Origin of the sequence: Rhizobium phaseoli (genome assembly GCF_001664385.1) — a bacterium.
GTDB classification, from domain to species: Bacteria; Pseudomonadota; Alphaproteobacteria; order Rhizobiales; family Rhizobiaceae; genus Rhizobium; species Rhizobium phaseoli.
Genome location: NZ_CP013532.1, coordinates 3,966,445 through 3,985,110, shown reverse-complemented (window position 1 = coordinate 3,985,110; position 18,666 = coordinate 3,966,445). Strand labels below are relative to the sequence as shown.

Sequence of the window (18,666 nt, the reverse complement as noted above, 5' to 3'; positions counted from 1 at the left end):
CGACGCCTTATTTGACGAGGCTGTGGCGAAGCGCCCATTTCTCCGGCCCATGGACGGCGGCGAAAAGGAGGCCGGCGAGGAAGGTGAAGTGATCGACGAAGAAGCCGAACTCAGCCTGATTCTGCTGCCAATGGGATGGCCCGTGGAAGGCAAAGGCGAGGAAGATCACGTAGATGCCTGCCAGCAGGCTGGCCTCGGTGAAGAAGGCGCCGGATATGAAGGCGAGCGCCAGCGCAATCTCGAAGATGGCCGCGACCAAGGAGAGGAAGGTCGCCATCGGAAAACCGGCAGCGGTGATATAGGCCGCCGTCGCGCCGATATCGGCGAACTTGAAGCCGGCGGCCATGAAGAAGATGAAACTGAAGATGATGCGGGCGCCGATGATCGCGATTGCTCTGGCCATTCTCAAATCTCCTCTTTGAGTCTCCACTATGACGGATGAGACGCGCGATATCCGACACGGCGAACAAAAAGGGCCGCTTGCGCGACCCCTGCAATTTTTACCACTCGGCGAAACTGCCGTCGGCATGGCGCCAGATCGGGTTGCGCCAGCGGTGACCCTCCTTGGCGCGTTCGATGACATAGGCCTCGTCGACCTCGATGCCGAGACCTGGGCCCTGCGGGATCGAGACGAAACCATCAGCATAGTGGAACACCTCCTTGTTGGAGATGTAGTCGAGGATGTCGTTGCCGGTGTTGTAGTGGATGCCGAGGCTCTGCTCCTGAATGAAGGCATTATAACTGACGGCGTCGACCTGCAAGCAGGCGGCGAGCGCAATCGGGCCGAGCGGGCAATGCGGCGCCAGCGCCACGTCATAGGCCTCGGCCATGGCCGCGATCTTGCGGCATTCGGTGATGCCGCCGGCATGCGAAAGATCCGGTTGGATGATGTCGACGTAACCGTCGGATAGCACCTGCTTGAAGTCCCAGCGCGAATAGAGCCGCTCACCGAGCGCGATCGGTGTCGACGTATGGTTGACGATATCGCGCAGCGCTTCCTTGTTTTCGGAAAGCACCGGCTCCTCGATGAACATCAGCTTGTAGGGCTCGAGCTCCTTGGCGAGAGCCTTGGCCATCGGCTTGTGGACGCGGCCGTGGAAATCGACGCCGATGCCGATATGCGGGCCGATCGCCTCGCGGATGGCGGCGATGGTCTCGACCGCCTTCTCGACCTTCTCGTTGGTGTCGACGATCTGCATTTCCTCGCAGCCGTTGAGCTTGATCGCCTTGAAACCGCGGGCAACCACATCCCTGGCATTGTTGGCGACGTCAGCAGGCCGGTCGCCGCCGATCCAGGAATAGACCTTGATACGGTCGCGCAACTGGCCGCCGAGCAGCGAATGGATAGGCTGACCGAGGGCCTTGCCTTTGATGTCCCAGAGCGCCTGGTCGATGCCCGAGATGGCGCTCATATGGGCGGCGCCGCCGCGGTAGAAGCCGCCGCGATACATCACCGTCCAATGGTCCTCGATCAGGAAGGGATCCTTACCGATAAGATAGTCTTCCAACTCGTGGACGGCGGCCTGGACGGTCAGCGCGCGGCCTTCGACGACCGGTTCTCCCCAGCCGACGATGCCTTCATCGGTCTCGACCTTCAGGAACAGCCAGCGCGGCGGAACGATATAGGTGGTGAGTTTGGTGATCTTCATCGCGGTTCTTCAGCTCTTCCTGGGGGTTGCGACTGGCGGCATTTCCGCAGAGGTGGCGGGATCGATTATTTCGATCTGCCGATCGCCTTCTCGGCGGCGGCAAGGTCGCGCACCGCAAGATCGAGCATGCGGTTGGCGCATTCGCGGGCGCCGGCTTTGTCACGCATGCGCAGGGCCTCGACGAGCTCGCCGTGAACGAGCACCGCATCCTCCCGGTTTTCGACGGCGATATTGGAGGCATGCAATGCATATTGCAGCGCCGCATGGATGGCGCTCGACAGGCGGCGGAACACCTGGTTGTGGCTGGCGGTCAGCAGCACCGTATGAAACATCACGTCGGCATCGGTGAAGCTTTCCGGTTCGCCGGCGCTGTCGCGCATCTGCCGCCAAGCCTTGTCGAGATCGGCGATCTCCTGGGCGCTGGCACGTTCGGCGGCATATTCGGCGGCTGCCGGTTCGATGGTGCGCCGGGCCTCGAGGATGCAGCCGAGCAGGTCGAAGTCCTTGATGTAAGGTCCCATCCAATCGAGCACTTCGGCATCGAGGATATTCCACTCGTCCCTGTCGCAAACGGTCGTTCCGACCCGCGGCTTGCCGCGGACGAGCCCCTTGGATTCCAGAACTTTCAGCGATTCGCGAATGACGGTGCGGCTGACGCCGTAGAGTTCGCAGAGGTCGTTCTCACGGGGTAGCGGCGAGCCCGAGGGATAGCGGTCCGCACAGATATCCTGAGCGATCGCCACTGTCACGTTGCGGCGTACGCGCGGCCGGCGTTCGCTGCTGCTGGAGCTTTTTTCCGCTCGGCTTTGTCCCTCAGATTCCAACTTCACCTCTCCGCAGCTCTCTCCCGGGAAGAAACCGAACCTCATTACCCGAATTCGACCGGCTTTGCGACGGGCCCTCCCGGCTCCTATCGCTATCCTATTATTCTAATCATCATACATTGGCAATTGACTGGTATGATGATTTAACATAATTCATGACACACTGCCGGGGAGGCAGTTGCTCGATTTCAGAGTTTAGGGAGAGAGACATGCGCTTGTTCAAAGCAGCTATTGTGGCTGGCGCTTTCGCCGTCTTGGCAGCCGGCTCGGCATTTTCCGCCGATGTGAAAATTGGATTCATCGTCAAGCAGCCGGAAGAGCCGTGGTTCCAGGACGAATGGAAATTCGCCGACCAGGCCGCCAAGGAAAAGGGCTTCACCGTCGTCAAGATCGGTGCTGAAGACGGCGAGAAAGTCCAGTCGGCGATCGACAATCTCGGCGCGCAGGGCGCGCAGGGCTTCATCGTCTGCACGCCCGACGTCAAACTCGGCCCTGGCATCGTCGCCAAGGCGGAGGCCAATCAGTTGAAATTGATGACGGTCGACGACCGTCTCGTCAGCGCCGATGGTAAGCCGTTGGAAGACGTGCCGCATATGGGGATTTCGGCGACCAAGATCGGCGAGACGGTCGGCCAGGCCATCGTCGACGAGATCAAGAAGCGCGGCTGGGACATGAAGACTGTCGGCGCGATCCGGGTCTCCTACGACCAGCTGCCGACCGCCGTCGATCGCGTCGAGGGCGCCATCTCGGTGCTGAAGGCTGCAGGCTTCCCTGCCGAGAACATCTATGACGCGCCACAGGCGAAGACCGATACGGAAGCGGCGCTGAATGCCGCGACCACGGTTCTCAACAAGCATGCCGACGTCAAATACTGGGTCGCCTTCGGCCTCAACGACGAGGCCGTTCTCGGCGCCGTCCGCGCGTCGGAATCGGTCGGCATCCCGGCGGCCAACGTCATCGGCGTCGGCATCGGCGGCGCGGAGTCGGCGATCAACGAATTTAAGAAGCCGGCCGCGACGGGCTTCTTCGGCACCGTCATCATCTCGCCGAAGCGTCACGGCTATGAGACGGCGCTCAACATGTACGACTGGATCGCCAACGGCAAGGAACCGGAAAAGCTGACGCTGACGTCCGGCTCGCTGGCGCTGCGCGGCGATTACGAGAAGGTCCGCAAGGATCTCGGCATCGAGTAATCATTCCCGGGTGATGCATCTCCGGCGGCCGCTTACGCGCGCCGCCGGAACTTTCGCGGTGTGGTGACGATGGCTTTCCTCGAATTCAAACACATTTCCAAGGGCTATCCCGGCGTGCAGGCGCTGGCCGACGTCTCCTTCAGCGTCGAGAAGGGCGCCGTCCACGGCCTGATGGGTGAGAACGGCGCCGGCAAATCGACGCTGATCCGGGTGCTTTCCGGCGATCAGGCGGCCGATGCCGGCAGCATCCTCATCGACGGCGAGGAACAGAGATACGGTTCCGTTCGCGACGCTTTCCACGCCGGCGTCATCGTCATCCATCAGGAACTGCAACTCGTTCCGGAGCTGACGGTGGCCGAAAATCTCTGGCTTGGCCGCTTTCCCGCCAAGGGCGGCGTGATCAATGGGAAAACCCTGATCGAGACGGTCCGGTCAAAGCTCGAAGAGATCGGTATCGATGTCGATCCGTCGGCCAAAGTCTCCTCGCTTTCAATCGGCGCCCGGCAGATGGTCGAGATCGCCAAGGCCGTGATGCTTGACGCCAGGGTCATTGCGCTCGACGAGCCGACGTCCTCGCTTTCCTCGCGCGAAAGCGAAATCCTGTTTTCACTCATCGAAAAGCTGAAGGCGAAGGGCGCGGTCATTCTTTACGTCTCGCATCGTCTCGACGAGATTTTCCGGCTTTGCGACAGCCTGACGGTGCTGCGCGACGGTAAGCTTGCCGCCCATCATCCCGAGATCGCCGGAACGACGCGCGAGCAGATCATCTCCGAGATGGTCGGCCGCGAGATCAGCGATATCTGGGGATGGCGCGCGCGCCCGCTCGGCGAAATGAGACTGGAGGCCAAGGACCTGTCGGGACCGAGACTGCGCAATCCGATCAGCTTTTCAGTCCGTCGAGGTGAGATCCTCGGCTTCTTCGGCCTGATCGGCGCCGGCCGCAGCGAGATGGCGCGGCTGCTCTATGGCGCCGATGCGAGAGACCAGGGCCAGGTGAGGATCGATGGCGCCGCCGTTTTGCCGGACGATCCGAAAGCGGCGATCGATGCCGGCATGGTGCTCTGCCCCGAGGACCGCAAGTCCGACGGCATCGTTCAGGGACGGTCGATCGAAGAGAATATCGCCATCTCCTCGCGCCGGCATTTCTCGCCCTTCGGGATTTTGAATCCCAAAAAGGAGGCGGCGCTGGCTGACGAGTTCATTGCGCGGCTTCGGGTGCGAACGCCGTCACGCAAGCAGGACATCATCAATCTTTCCGGCGGCAACCAGCAGAAGGTTATTCTCGGCCGATGGCTTTCGGAACAAGGCGTCAAGGTTCTCGTCATCGACGAGCCGACGCGCGGCATCGACGTCGGGGCGAAATCCGAGATCTACGACATTCTTTATGAGCTGGCCGCCGGTGGAATGGCGATCGTGGTGATATCGAGCGAATTGCCCGAGGTCATGGGTATCTCCGATCGCATCGTGGTGATGTGCCAGGGCAGGGTGGCGGCCGATGTTGCCCGACCGAATTTTGACGAGCGCAGCATTCTGACGGCGGCGCTTCCCGACAAGAATGCCGCCGGCACCATCCAGCATCAGGAACACGGACGATGAACTCGTTGAAAAAAATCCTTCTCGGCGAACAGGGACTGGTGGTGATCTTCGCCGCCGCCTTCGTGATCGTTTCGCTCTTCGTTCCGAACTTCCTCACCGAGCGGAACATGCTGGGGCTCCTGCAGTCGGTGGTCACGATCGGCATTGTCGCCTGCACGATGATGTTCTGCCTCGCGTCTCGCGATTTCGACCTTTCGGTCGGATCGATCGTCGCCTTTTCCGGCATGGCTGCGGTAATGGTCTCGAACGCGACAGGCTCCATCCCGGTCGGTCTGCTGGCCGCCCTGCTCTGCGGCGCGATTGTCGGCTTCGTCAACGGCATCGTCATCGCCCGCTTCCGCATCAACGCGCTGATCACCACGCTCGCGACCATGCAGATCGTGCGCGGGCTGGCGCTGATCGCTTCGGATGGCCGCGCCGTCGGCATCAACGATCCCGCCTTTTACCAGCTTGCGCTGTCGCGCTTCGTCACCGTGCCGACGCCGATCTGGATCATGCTCATCCTGTTCGTCTTCTTCGGTTTCGTGCTCAACCGCACCGTCTTCGGCAAAAACGCGCTGGCGATCGGCGGCAATCCGGAGGCCTCGCGGCTTGCCGGGGTCAACGTCGTCAACATGCGCGTCTGGATCTTTGCGCTGCAGGGCCTCGTCTGCGGCATTGCCGGCATCCTGCTTGCCTCGCGCATCACTTCCGGCCAACCCAATGCGGCAACCGGGCTCGAGCTTTCGGTGATTTCGGCCTGCGTCCTCGGCGGCGTCTCGCTGGCCGGTGGCCGGGCGGCGATGAGCGGCGTCATTGTCGGCGTGCTGATCATGGGCATTGCCGAAAACGTTATGAATCTGCTGAATATCCAGGCATTCTATCAGTATGTCGTGCGCGGGCTGATCCTGTTGATCGCGGTGCTGCTCGACAATCTGAGGTCTTCGGCGGCAGGACGGCGTGGATGAGCAAGGGACATGGCGGAGATGAAATCGCGCTGAGCCACGGCGATCTCTCGGTCCGGGTCAGCCGCCGGGGCGCCGCCCTGACCGCCGCAACGTTTCGGGCCAAGCCCTTTCTCCTTCCAGCCGGCGGCCCAAGCGGAAATTTCGCGAATTTTCCCATGGTGCCGTTCGGCAACCGGGTGGAAGGCAATGCCATGTCGTTCGGCGGACGCGACTATGTCTTCCAGCGAAATTGTCACGATCCCCTCTATCTGCACGGCGATGGCTGGATCAGTCTTTGGCAGCTGGAGGAATCGAGCCCCGGGCATGTGCGTCTCTGCTTTTCGCGTGATGCCGACGGGATCTCGCCCTATGCCTATCTCGCCCGGCAGGAGATCCGCCTCGCCGGCAATCGGCTGGCGCTGACGCTTTCCGTGGAGAACCGGGGTGAGGCGGCTCTGCCCTTCGGCCTCGGTCAGCATCCGTTCTTCGTCAGGACGCCGGACACGCGATTGACGATTGCCGCCGAGCGCTTCTGGAACGAGCGGCACGATCATCTCCCAGGCGAACCCGGCCCGGTTCCCGCTGCTTTCGATTTCAGCTCCGGCAAGCCGCTGCCGCGGCTCTGGATGAACAATGCCTTCGAGGGATGGGACGGGCGGGCGGCGATCGCCTGGCCGGAGCTTGGAATTGAGGCGGCGCTGGAAGCCGATGCCGCGCTCGGCCGGTTCATGCTGTATATGCGGACCGACCGCACCGATTTCTTCTGCCTCGAGCCGATGAGCCATCTGCCGAACGGCCATCACCTGCCCGAGCTCGGAGGCCTCATACCGCTTTCGCCGGGTGAGGTTCTTTCCGGCAAGGTCACGATCGAGCTGTCGGCGCTGCCGGTTCAACCGGAGGGAAGATGATGAGCAACCGCCTACAGGGCAAGAACATCCTGATAACGGGCGCCGCGCAAGGGATCGGCCTAGCGATCGCGAATGCATTCATCAGCGAAAATGCGGCTGTCTATCTCGTTGACCGCGATGCGGCGTTGCTGGCTCGGGCAGCGGGAGAGCTCGCGAGCACCGGCGCCCGGGTCGGCTATCTGCCGGCCGATATAACCGATGCCGGGACGATCAGGCTGGCGGTTGCCGAGGCGAATGAGGAGATCGGTCCGTTGAACGCGCTCGTCAACAATGCCGGGGTCAACGTCTTTGCCGAACCGCTCGCCACGACGGATGAAGAGTGGAGCCGCTGCTTCGACGTCAACCTCAAGGGCGCATGGAACTGCTGCAAGGCAGTGCTGCCCGGCCTGATCGAGCGGGGCGGCGGCGTCATCCTCAATATCGCCTCGACGCATGCCTTCACAATCATCCCGCATACCTTTCCCTATCCGTTGGCGAAACATGCGCTGCTCGGCATGACGAAATCCCTGGGCCTGGAATATGCCGCCCGCAATATCCGCGTGAATGCGCTGGCGCCGGGCTATGTCTCGACGCAGAAGGTGATCGACTACTGGAACAGCTTTCCCGATCCGGAAGCCGCCAAGGCTGAGACGATGAGGCTGCATCCGGGCGGGCGGATCGCAACGCCGGAGGAGATCGCCATGGCGGCGGTATTCATGATCTCCGACGAGTGCCCGTTCATGAACGCGACCTGCCTGACGATCGATGGTGGGCTCAGCATGTTGCAGCATTCGGTCTGAACGCTTCAAGCGCCGCCGATTTTTACAAGCCTGTCGTCTTCTGGAGATAGAGCATTATATTGCCCGTCGGGGGCTATCTGATCTCCCGCAGGCTCGGAGCGGCGCCCTGCCGCTTCCTCGAGAGCACAATCGAAAACAGGAGGACGGCATGCAGATCAATCGCACGGCTTCGGCTCATTGGAGCGGCGGCCTCAAGGACGGCAAAGGCCTGATCTCGACGCAGAGCGGCGCGCTGAAGGATTATCCCTACGGCTTTGCCAGCCGCTTCGAAGGCATTCCCGGCACCAATCCGGAAGAACTGATCGGCGCTGCCCATGCCGGCTGCTTCACCATGGCGCTGTCCTTGATCCTCGGTGAAGCCGGCTTCACGGCTGAACATATGGAAACCTCCGCCAAGGTGACGCTCGAAAGCGTCGAGGGTGGCTTTGCCGTCACCGCCATTCATCTTTCGCTTTCCGGCCGCATCCCCGGCGCCGATGAGGCGACCTTTACCGAACTCGCCAACAAGGCAAAGGCCGGCTGCCCGATTTCCAAGGCGCTCGCTGCCGTGCCGATCACGCTCGACGTCAAGCTGGCCTGATTTCCGTTATCCCTCGACGACGTGCCGCGCGCTTTCAAGCCGCGGCACTTTTCCATCTCGCTGGATCGTGATCATCCGGTCGCGCCAAAATCCTGACTTCACGAAGCTACGTCCTTCGGTGCAACGGGTCGCGACGCCCGCTGCCCGGCTCCGGAGTATTGACAAATGAGGCTTGATATTTTACGACTGACGAAATTCGAAAATCGTCAGTCGTAAAGTCGAGCATCGAAACTATGAACGACACCACAGAAAATGCGCTTGATGTCACGCGGCAGGAGAATGTCACGCGCATTCTCGACGCGGCCGAGCGGCTGTTCCGCCACTATGGCTATAGCAAGACGACGGTGGCCGACATTGCGCGCGATCTCGGCATGTCGCCGGCCAATATCTATCGGTTCTTCGCTTCCAAAGTGGAAATCCACGAGGCGCTCTGCGGGCGAATGCTCGCGACCGCCTATCAAATCGCCTATGACATCCGCCATCAGCCGGTCAGTGCCAGCGAGCGGCTGCGCCGCTATGTCGAGACCCAGCATCAGTTGACGCTCGACCTGATGCTCGACGAGATGAAGGTGCACGAGATGATCATCGTCGCGATCGAGCGCGACTGGCATGTCATCGAGAAACATATCGATCGCGTTCATGATCTGATTGCCGAAATCATTGCCGAAGGGATTGCTGCCGGCGAGTTCGCCGAGCAGGACCCGGTTGTCGCGTCACGTTGCTTCGGCGCGGCGACAATTAATCTCTGCCATCCGCAGATGGTGGCGCAATGTCTTGCCAAAACCAACCGCGCCAGCGTCGACGAACTGATCGACTATGTGATCAGGGCGCTGAAGAAATAACGGGCGGCAGCCGCCGTCGAATCCCCGAAACGATCCAGGAGTGCGGACGATGTTTTCGCTCAAGACCCTTAGCCACCGCATGCCGTCCGTCGCCAGCCTCGTGCTCGTCAGCGCCATCGGCATTGGCCTTTCCGCCTGCTCGGAGGAGAAGGCCGAGGTGAAAGAGGTCATCCGGCCGGTGAAGGTCGTCGAGATCGCCAGAGCCGGCGACACGCGCAAGCTCGATTATTCCGGTTCGGTCAAGGCACGCACGGAGATGAATCTCGGGTTTCGAGTCGCCGGCAAGATCACCGAACGCCTGGTCGATATCGGCAATCGGGTGACGCCGGGCGATGCGCTCGCCCGCATCGATGCCACGGATTACCAGCTGGCGGTCAAGACGGCGGAAGCCAATCTCGCCGCAGCCGAAAGGGGCGTGGAAACCGCCGATCTCGCCAACAAACGCGCCGAGCAGCTTTTCGACAAGAGCGTCGCTTCGAAGTCGCAGCTCGAACAGGCGGCGCTGAGCCATGACCAGGCGATTTCGCAGCGCGATGCCGCGCTTTCCGCGCTCGACCAGGCGAAGAACCAGGTAAGCTATACCGATCTCAAGGCAGGCCAGAACGGCATCGTGACCGCGATCAATGCCGATGTCGGCCAGGTCGTCGGCTCCGGCACCCCCGTCGTCACCGTTGCCGTCGATGGCGAGAAGGAAGTGCAGATCGCCGTTCCGGAAAACGACATCGCCGAATTCAAGCCCGGCAAGACGGTCAAGGCAAGCTTCTGGGCCGACGATAAGCTGGTGCTCGATGGTAAGGTGCGCGAGGTTTCCGGCAGCGCCGACCAGCAGTCGCGCACCTTTGCGGTGCGGGTGAGCCTGCCGAACGATCCGCGGGTGCTTCTCGGCATGACGGCGACGATCGAGGCCGATATTAGCAACGGCAACAGCTACGTCTCGATCCCGCTCAGCGCGCTCGCTGAAAAGGACGGCAAGCAGATGGTCTGGACTGTCGACCGCGACACGGCGACCGTGCATGGCCGCGATATCAAGATCGCCGATTTCACTGGCGACGGTGTGCACGTGACCCAGGGCCTCGATACCGGCGATCTCGTCGTTGCCGCCGGCACGCAGTTCATGAGCGAAAATCTGAAGGTGAAGGTGCCGGACCAGCAATCGGCCTTGGCCGCCACGGGCCAGACGGTTCGCTGATCGCGTCGCGAAGGGAAGAAGACCATGGATGCCACCACCACTGAAAAGCGGCCCTTCAATCTGTCGCGCTGGGCGATCGGCCATCCGAGCATCGCCCGCTTCCTCTTCGGTCTGATCATCATTACAGGTGTGCTCGGCCTGATGCGCATGGGCCAGCGCGAGGATCCCGAATTCACCTTCCGCGTCATGGTTGTCCAGGCGATCTGGCCGGGCGCTTCCATCCAGGAGATGGAAGACCAGGTCGTCAACAAGATCGAGCGCAAGCTGCAGGAAACCCCGCATATCGACTGGGTCAAGTCCTATACGCGGGCGGGCAGCGCGATCATGACCCTGCAGGTCAAGGGTGATACGAATTCGAAGGACGTGGCGGATGCCTTCTACCAGGTGCGCAAGAAGGTCGGCGACATCTCCAGCGAGCTGCCGCAGGGCCTGCTCGGCCCCTATTTCAACGATGAATTCGGCGATACCTTCATCACGCTGCATTCGATCAGCGGTGACGGCTATTCCTATCCGGAACTGAAGAAATTCGCCATTCAGGCACGCGACATGCTGCTGACGACGCCGGGCGTCGAGAAGGCCGTCATCATCGGCGATCAGCCGGAAAAGATTTATATCGACGTCTCGTCCAAGGCGCTCGCCGAGCGCGGTCTGACGATCCTCGACCTGCAGAACGCCGTCAAGGGCCAGAACAACGTCGATCCGGCCGGCTCCGTCGATACCGGCCTGCGCTCGGTGCGCATCTCCGTCGAAGGCGACGTGAAGAAGGCAGCCGATATCCGTGAGCTGCGCCTTCGCGCCGGCGGCCAGGTGACGCGCCTCGGCGATATCGCCACAGTCAGCTCCGGCCTGGAGGATCCCTATCAGCGCAAGTACCGCTTCAACGGCCATGATAGCGTCCAGGTCGGCGTGGTGATGGCCAAGGGCTTCAACGTGACTGATGTCGGCAAGGACGTCGAGGCGACCTATCAGCGCTTCGAGGAAGCGCTGCCCTACGGCGTGGCCGTCGACCAGATCGCCAACCAGCCCGACGTGGTGACCGATGCGATCAGCGAGTTCATGCATGCGCTCGGCGAAGCGCTCGTCATCGTGCTTGTCGTCTCGTTCCTGTCGATCGGCTGGCGCTCGGGCCTTGTCATCGCCATTGCCATTCCCTTGGTGCTCGCCGCCACTTTCGCGCTGATGTACGAACTCGGCATCGACCTGCAGCGCATCTCGCTCGGGGCGCTGATCATCGCGCTCGGCCTGCTCGTCGACGATGCGATGATCGTCGTCGAGATGATGGAGCGAAAGCTGGAGGAGGGCCTCGTCAAGGTCGAGGCGGCGAGCTTTGCCTATTCCTCCACCGCCTTCCCGATGCTGACGGGCACGCTGATTACCACAGCCGGCTTCATTCCCGTCGGTTTCGCCGCCTCGACGGCCGGTGAATACGTACGTTCGCTGTTTTATGTCGTGGGCATCGCGCTGGTGACTTCGTGGTTCGTCGCGGTCTATTTCACGCCGTGGCTCGGCTACATGATCCTCAAGCAGCGCCATCACGCCGGCGAGCATCACGACGCCTTCGACACGCGGTTCTATCGCCGGCTGCGCGGCACGGTCGGCTGGGCGGTTCGCCATCGGGTCATCGTGCTGCTTTTGACGCTCGGCACCTTCGTCACCAGCCTCTGGGCTTTCCAGTTCATCCCGCAGAATTTCTTCCCGCAATCCTCGCGGCCGGAAATCCTCGTCGATCTCTGGCTGCCCGAAGGCACCAGCATCAAGGAGGTCGAGGTTCAGGCCAAGGCGCTGGAAGCGAAGATGATGGATGATCCCGACAAGAAGTTCATCGCCACCTATATCGGCGAAGGCGCGCCGCGCTTCTTCCTGCCGCTCGACCAGCAGCTGCGCAATCCGAACTTCGCCCAGCTCCTTGTCATGGCTAAGGACGAACCGGCCCGCGAACGGCTGATCGTCAAGTTGCGGACGATCCTTGCGGAAGATTTCCCCTCGATCCGCGGCAAGGTCGACCGCCTGTTCCTTGGGCCCCCGACCGGCTGGCCGGTGCAGATGCGCGTCATGGGGCCGGACCGACAGGAAGTGCGTGCGATCGCCGACCATGTGAAGGCACGCTTTGAGGCCAATCCGATGCTCGGCGCCATTCATGACGACTGGCTGGAACAGGTGCCGGCAATGAAGCTGGTGATTGACCAGGACCGCGCCCGGGCGCTGGGCGTCACCTCGCAGCGGGTGCGCCAGATGCTGCAGACCGCCATGTCCGGCGCGCCGCTCGACGATTTCCGCGACGGCGAGGAGACGGTCTCGATCGTCGCCCGTGAGCCGGATTCCAGCCGTTCGCTGCTGTCGGCGGTCAATTCGGTCTATGTCCCGACGGATTTCGGCGGCTTCGTGCCGGTCTCGCAGGTCGCCAAGGTCGTGCCTGTCATGGAGCAGGGCATCGAATGGCGTCGCAACCGGCTGCCGACCATCACCATACGGGCGACGCTGCCCGATGGCGTCCAGCCGAACGACGTGGTGATGAAAATGTATGCTGACATGAAGGACCTGCGCGACAGCCTGCCGGCCGGCTACAAGGTCGAGATCCAGGGCGGCGCCGAGGATGCGGCGGAAAGCCAGATGTCGATCGCCGCCAAGGCGCCGATCATGCTTGCCGTGATCATCGTGCTGCTGATGGTGCAGCTGCAGCATTTCGGCAAGGCGATGCTAGTGCTCGCCACCGGGCCGCTCGGCATCATCGGGGCCGCAGCCGCCTTGCTGATCAGCGGCGCGCCCTTCGGCTTCGTGGCGATCCTAGGCGTCATCGCGCTGCTTGGCATCATCATGCGCAACTCGATCATCCTGGTCGATCAGATCGACCAGGATATCAAGGCCGGCATGCACCGGCAGGAGGCGATCGTCGGTGCTGCCGTGCGGCGTTTCCGGCCGATCATGCTGACGGCGCTGACCGCCGTCCTGGCGCTGATCCCGATCTCGCGCGGCGTCTTCTGGGGTCCGCTCGCCTACGCGATGATGGGCGGCATCCTGGTTGCGACCGTGCTCACCATTCTGGTTCTGCCCGCCGGCTACGCCCTTTTCTTCGGCCGGGAGCCGAAGGCAAAGGACGAGCCAGGCCGAGATGCCGACGCCATCCAGGAAGAGGCGGATGACAGACATCCGCCGGCGTTGGCAGCCGAGTGAGGACGGCGCGGCGAAAGCCGCGCCGTTTTCCCTTCTAAGTCACTGATCGTCGTCAAAATGTGTCGGTGCGGATTGCCATCACCATCGGCTTTGCCCGGGCTTGCGCCGATTCCCTTGCCGTCTCAAAAAAGCTAAGCTGCAAAGCATGCCGGGAGACCAGCGGAGGGCGCGACCATGGCCGATTATCGTCTGGAAACAAGCTGGCGCCCGGTCGAAAACAGTTTCGGGCGCTTGACCTTCACGCTCTTCAATCTTTCGACCGAGCCGCTGTCGGGCTTCTCGCTCGCCTACACGACGGAGACGCGGGTCGCCGACAATCATGTTTGTGACGGCGGCAGCCTAAAGCGGCAGGTTGCGCATTTCCATGAGTTCCTGCCGCCAGAGGGGCTGAGCGTGCGGCCGGGCGGACATTGGCGCTTCACGGTCGAAGGGCTGACGAGAGAGCCGAAACATGTCAGCGCTGGCGTCAAGTCGGCCTATCTAACACTCGCCGAAGGCCGCCATGTTCCCGTGGAGTTCAGCGATCTCCATTTGGAAGGCCGCGACGGCGGGGCGGCGGCGCCGCTTCTGCCGGTTGGCTCAGTCCCGGACCCGTATTCGCTGCTGCCGTGGCCGCTCTTGCTCGGACTGAAGGCGGGAGAGCTGCCCGTCATTCTCTATCCGGCCGAGAAGACGCGCCCCGACGCGATCAAATCGCTCTCCCTGGTGCTTGCGCTATATCAGCGCCTTTATCCTGCTGCGAATGCGCCGTTTTCGTTGAGCGCCATCAAAGGCGGGCGCGCCATTCGTTTCGCAACCGAATCGTCGATCGCCGGCTCCGCCTACGAGTTGCGTTTCACCGCACATGAGATTGTGCTGTCGAGCGCGGATGAAGCAGGGCGCCAATATGGGCTGATCAGCCTGGCGCAGCTAATGCACGGCGCTCGCGCCGATCGCGAGCGCTTCAAATTTCCCAATTTCGGCACGATCGCCGACCAGCCGCGGTATGACTGGCGCGGCTGCCATCTCGATGTCGCCAGGCAGTTCTATCCGGTCGCCGACGTCAACCGGCTGATCGATATTCTTGCCTGGAACAAGCTCAACATCTTTCATTGGCACCTGACCGACGACGAAGCTTGGCGGCTGGAGATCAAGGCCTATCCGGCTTTGACGGAGATCGGCGCGCGGCGCGGGCCGGACGAGGTGCTGGTGCCGCAGCTCGGCGACGGAGCGGAAACACGCGCCGGCCACTACACGCAGGACGACGTCCGCCAGATCGTGGCGCATGCCGCTTCGCTGCATATCGAGGTGGTGCCGGAAATCGACATTCCGGGTCACGGCACCGCGACGCTACTCTCGCTGCCCGAGCTCGTCGACGGGCAGGAGGCGCCCGCCAGCTACCGGGCGGTGCAAGGCTATCCCAACAACGCACTCAATCCGGCGGTCGAATTCACCTATGAATTCCTCGGCAAGGTGTTCGACGAGGTGGTAGCGTTGTTTCCCAGCGAATATCTTCATATCGGTGGCGACGAGGTGGCGCAGCGGGCGTGGCTTACCTCGCCGCTCTGCAGCGCGCTGATGGAGCGGGAGAAGCTTGCCGGCACCCCCGAACTACAAGCCTATTTCCTCAGACGCATCAAAACCATGCTGTCGGAGCGTGGCAGAAAGCTCGCCGGCTGGAACGAGGTCTCGCATGGTGGCGGCGTGGATCGTGACGGCACGCTGTTAATGGCTTGGGAACAGCCTGCAGTCGGCATCGAGCTGGCGCAGCAAGGCTACAATGTGGTGATAACGCCGGGGCAGGCCTATTATCTCGACATGGCACAGTCGGAGGCCTGGGCCGAGCCTGGCGCGGCGTGGGCAGGTTATTCGTCGCCGGAACATACCTATGCTTACGAGGCCGAGGACGATCTGCCCGAAGCACTGCAGGAGAAGATGCGTGGTATCCAGGCCTGCATCTGGACCGAGAACTTCGTCTCGCGCGGTTACTTCAATCGCCTGGTCTTTCCCCGCCTTTCGGCTGTTGCCGAAGCGGCCTGGACGCCGTTGACGCGCAAGGACTGGGACCGGTTTGCAGCGATCGTGCGGATGTGGCCAATACTTTAAACAGCGGCTGCTTCGGCCTTCAGCCCCAGCAGCGCGGCGCCGATCAGGCCGGGTTCGATACGGCATTGGCTCGGCACCACCAGCGGGCGGTCGAACTTGCGCAGGATGCGGGCACGTACGGCGCGATCGAGTTCGGCGAGCAAGGGCTCGACGTTGGACAGCCCGCCGCCGACCGGCACGATGGTCGCGCCGGTAATGTTGACCGTTAGCGCCAGGGGCGAGGCGACGAGATCGACATAGACGTCGATCGTGCGTGTCGCCTTTTCCTCGCCCTGCCGCCATTGGCCGATGATCTCTTCGCTGGAAAAATCGAGATCGTGCAGCGTCTTGTGCAGGCGCTCCAGGCCGCGGGCGCCGCCGACGGTATCGACGCAGCCTTTCTGGCCGCAGCCACAGGCATAGGCGGGAATGGCGACAGGCGGATTGCCGGCTGCGGACGCGATGATCGGGCCGTGGCCCCATTCGCCGGCAAAGCCGCCGGCTTCGTTGACGAGGCGGCCGTCGGCAACCAATCCGCCGCCGACGCCGGTGCCGAGGATGGCGCCGAAAACGATGCGGTGGCCAAGGCCGGCGCCGAGGCCGGCTTCTGCCATTGCAAAACAGTCGGCGTCGTTGGCGATCAGCGCCGGCAGACCGAATTCGGCTTCGAGATCGGCGGCCAGCGTGCGGCCATGAATGCAGGGAATGTTGGCGCAGATCAGCCGCTGCGTGTCCGGATCGACGACGCCGGCGATGGAGAGCGCGATGCGGCTCGGTTTCTCGCCGGTCTCGGCGATGATGGCGCGCAGGGTATCGACGAAAGCGGCGAAATCGTCCTTCGGCGTCGGTCGGCGGCCGAGAGGAATGATGTCTGCCTCGGAGCGGGCGATGCCGCCCTTGATGGCGGAGCCGCCGATGTCGAACGAAATGATCATTGCCACGCTGCCGCTTTCCTGGTCTATGCCGTCTGCTCGCACTGTTGGCATGGAATTACAAGCCTTCTTTCCCGCGTCGGTTCAAGGTCGTGCCGCAATTTCCGGCCGCATAAGTCATTCATTTGGCATATTGCGCGGCCAAAATCGGAGTCTGTCCCTCCATCATTCGCCGGTATCATGACCATCGAAAACGCCGATTCCCACAGACGCAGAAGACCACGTCCGCCACGTCCCAAAGGCCGCCGCCTCTCAGCCATCCTGCGGCAGCTTGCGGCCGACCGCAGCCGGGAGCGGATTTCGATCGGTGATCTGTTCCAGACAATGGGAGACCGGGCGATCAGCGCGCTGATGCTGATTTTTGCCCTGCCGAACGCCTTTCCCACGCCCCCCGGCACCTCGGCGCTGCTTGGCGCGCCTTTGGTCTTTCTGGCGGCGCAGCTGACCTTCGGTCTGAAGCCCTGGCTGCCGAGGGTGATCGCCGGTCGTTCGGTGCGGCGGGAGGATTTCGAGAGCATTGTCATCCGCATTCATCGCTGGCTCGCCTGGGCCGAACGCATGCTGAAGCCGAGGCTTGCGATCTTCGCCGAGCCGCCGGCAGAGTATTTCGCCGGTCTCGCATGCTTGCTGCTGTCGATCGTACTGGTACTGCCGGTTCCGCTCGGCAACATCCTGCCGGCGGTGACGATCTCGGTTTTCGCCTTCGGCATTATGGGCCGCGACGGACTCTTCGCCCTCATCGGCTTCATCATGACAGCGGTGTCGCTCGCCGTCGCCGGCAGCGTGATCTACGGCCTCCTCAAGGGGGGGATCTATCTCGTCATGCACTGGTTTGCCTGAATAGAAGCGGTTATTCCGGCACCCCTTTGTCAACAGGCTCGACATTTTCAGGAATTTTGTTTTGATCTGGTGCGGTACAGACTCGACATCATATTCGGCGGCGGCAAGCCGGCGCACTTTGCGTGGTAGGCAGTAGATGGCAAAAAGATCCGAGACCCCTGCACGGCTCGACGATGCGGCGCGTGCCGGTTGGCTTTATTATGTCGCCGGGCGCACCCAGGACGAAATTGCCGCCTCGATGGGGATCTCGCGACAATCGGCGCAGCGGCTGGTGTCGCTGGCGGTCGCCGAGCGCCTGATCAAGGTGCGGCTCGATCATCCGATCGCCGCCTGTCTTGAACTCGGCAGTCAGCTGCGGCGGAAATTCGGGCTGAAACATGTGGAGGTGGTGCCGAGCGACCCCGGCTCCTCCTCGACCACCATCGGCATTGCCGAGGCGGCGGCGGCCGAGATCGAACGCTGGCTGAAGCGAGCCGAGCCGATCGTGCTTGCGGTCGGCACCGGCCGCACGCTGAAGGCGGCCGTCGACCAGCTACCGGCGATCGAATGTCCCAATCACCGCATCGTCTCGCTGACCGGTAATATCGCGCCCGACGGATCGGCCGCCTACTACAACGTCATCTTCAGCATGGCGGATGCGGTGAAGGCACGGCATTATCCGATGCCGCTGCCGGTGCTCGTTACCTCGGCCGAGGAGCGGGAGCTGCTGCACGGCCAGCAACTGGTGCGCTCGACGCTTGATATGAGCGCCCAGGCCGATGTCACCTTCGTCGGCATCGGCGAGCTCGGCATCGACGGGCCGCTTTGCGTCGACGGTTTTCTCGAGAAGGACGAGATGATGGAGCTGATGCGCGGCGGCGCGGTCGGCGAGATCTGCGGCTGGATCTTCGATGTCGACGGCAGGCTGCTTGACAATCCGATCAACGAGCGTGTTGCGTCCGCACCGATCCCGTCGCGCGAGGCGTCGATGGTCATCGGGCTCGCCAAAGGAAAACGCAAATTCAAGGCGATCAAGGCTGCCGTCGTCGGCCATCAGATCAATGGATTGATCACCGACGAAGAGACTGCTGAGTTTTTGCTCATGGGCTGAGCAAAAAATTCTTTTTACGAATCAAGGGGATAGGCAGGGTGTTCGGCATTGCAGCAACGATTGCCGATTGACATTTTTTGCCG

General features: G+C 62.3%; 16 protein-coding genes. 12 read left to right on the top strand and 4 right to left on the bottom strand.

Going from position 1 to position 18,666, the window contains the following annotated elements:
• Positions 1–7 precede the first annotated feature (7 nt).
• The 3 genes from AMC88_RS19110 to AMC88_RS19100 form a co-directional block, all read right to left on the bottom strand.
• A complete protein-coding gene (locus AMC88_RS19110; protein WP_012485318.1) occupies positions 8–403 on the bottom strand; it encodes a DoxX family protein in 396 nt (131 codons plus the stop codon).
• A gap of 97 nt (positions 404–500) precedes the next feature.
• Positions 501–1,649 carry a galactonate dehydratase gene (gene dgoD, locus AMC88_RS19105; protein ID WP_064825671.1) on the bottom strand — a complete coding sequence of 383 codons (1,149 nt, stop codon included), beginning with the start codon at positions 1,647–1,649 and terminating at the stop codon, positions 501–503.
• Between the two features lie 65 nt (positions 1,650–1,714).
• Positions 1,715–2,518 (bottom strand): FadR/GntR family transcriptional regulator, encoded by an 804-nt coding sequence (locus tag AMC88_RS19100; protein ID WP_404817298.1) that lies wholly within the window; start codon positions 2,516–2,518, stop codon positions 1,715–1,717.
• Positions 2,519–2,682: 164 nt separating this feature from the next.
• Here AMC88_RS19100 and AMC88_RS19095 point away from each other — a divergent pair, with 164 nt between their 5' ends.
• The 10 genes from AMC88_RS19095 to AMC88_RS19050 all read left to right on the top strand — a co-directional run bounded on the left by AMC88_RS19095 (position 2,683) and on the right by AMC88_RS19050 (position 15,742).
• Entirely contained in the window at positions 2,683–3,666 is a 984-nt protein-coding gene (locus tag AMC88_RS19095) for an arabinose ABC transporter substrate-binding protein (RefSeq protein ID WP_012485315.1), read from the top strand.
• Positions 3,667–3,735: 69 nt separating this feature from the next.
• A complete protein-coding gene (araG, locus tag AMC88_RS19090) occupies positions 3,736–5,262 on the top strand; it encodes an L-arabinose ABC transporter ATP-binding protein AraG (RefSeq protein WP_012485314.1) in 1,527 nt (508 codons plus the stop codon).
• Positions 5,259–6,209, top strand: a complete 951-nt coding sequence (gene araH / locus AMC88_RS19085; protein WP_064825670.1) for an L-arabinose ABC transporter permease AraH — start codon at positions 5,259–5,261, stop codon at positions 6,207–6,209. The genes araG and araH overlap by 4 nt, the downstream gene beginning before the upstream one ends.
• Complete coding sequence (locus tag AMC88_RS19080; protein ID WP_012485312.1) at positions 6,206–7,096, top strand: aldose 1-epimerase; 891 nt, start codon at positions 6,206–6,208, stop codon at positions 7,094–7,096. Before araH ends, AMC88_RS19080 begins: the two co-directional genes overlap by 4 nt.
• Positions 7,096–7,875, top strand: a complete 780-nt coding sequence (locus AMC88_RS19075) for an SDR family oxidoreductase (protein ID WP_012485311.1) — start codon at positions 7,096–7,098, stop codon at positions 7,873–7,875. Before AMC88_RS19080 ends, AMC88_RS19075 begins: the two co-directional genes overlap by 1 nt.
• 148 nt (positions 7,876–8,023) lie before the next feature.
• Positions 8,024–8,455 carry an OsmC family protein gene (locus AMC88_RS19070; protein WP_004668726.1) on the top strand — a complete coding sequence of 144 codons (432 nt, stop codon included), beginning with the start codon at positions 8,024–8,026 and terminating at the stop codon, positions 8,453–8,455.
• Between the two features lie 233 nt (positions 8,456–8,688).
• Positions 8,689–9,297 carry a TetR/AcrR family transcriptional regulator gene (locus AMC88_RS19065; RefSeq protein WP_064830001.1) on the top strand — a complete coding sequence of 203 codons (609 nt, stop codon included), beginning with the start codon at positions 8,689–8,691 and terminating at the stop codon, positions 9,295–9,297.
• A gap of 49 nt (positions 9,298–9,346) precedes the next feature.
• Positions 9,347–10,486 carry an efflux RND transporter periplasmic adaptor subunit gene (locus tag AMC88_RS19060; protein ID WP_064830000.1) on the top strand — a complete coding sequence of 380 codons (1,140 nt, stop codon included), beginning with the start codon at positions 9,347–9,349 and terminating at the stop codon, positions 10,484–10,486.
• A 24-nt stretch (positions 10,487–10,510) separates the two neighbouring features.
• Complete coding sequence (locus AMC88_RS19055; protein ID WP_064825667.1) at positions 10,511–13,657, top strand: efflux RND transporter permease subunit; 3,147 nt, start codon at positions 10,511–10,513, stop codon at positions 13,655–13,657.
• A 174-nt stretch (positions 13,658–13,831) separates the two neighbouring features.
• Positions 13,832–15,742, top strand: a complete 1,911-nt coding sequence (locus tag AMC88_RS19050) for a beta-N-acetylhexosaminidase (protein WP_064825666.1) — start codon at positions 13,832–13,834, stop codon at positions 15,740–15,742.
• Here the strand turns inward: AMC88_RS19050 and AMC88_RS19045 are convergent.
• Complete coding sequence (locus tag AMC88_RS19045; RefSeq protein ID WP_064825665.1) at positions 15,739–16,656, bottom strand: ROK family protein; 918 nt, start codon at positions 16,654–16,656, stop codon at positions 15,739–15,741. The two genes, AMC88_RS19050 and AMC88_RS19045, sit on opposite strands and share 4 nt — an antisense overlap.
• Before the next feature lie 258 nt (positions 16,657–16,914).
• Between AMC88_RS19045 and AMC88_RS19040 the strand changes: the two genes are divergently transcribed.
• Together AMC88_RS19040 and AMC88_RS19035 are read left to right on the top strand one after the other, a co-directional pair.
• A complete protein-coding gene (locus AMC88_RS19040; RefSeq protein ID WP_029532257.1) occupies positions 16,915–17,493 on the top strand; it encodes an exopolysaccharide biosynthesis protein in 579 nt (192 codons plus the stop codon).
• A gap of 136 nt (positions 17,494–17,629) precedes the next feature.
• Positions 17,630–18,583, top strand: a complete 954-nt coding sequence (locus tag AMC88_RS19035) for a sugar-binding transcriptional regulator (protein ID WP_064825664.1) — start codon at positions 17,630–17,632, stop codon at positions 18,581–18,583.
• Positions 18,584–18,666: the final 83 nt, after the last annotated feature.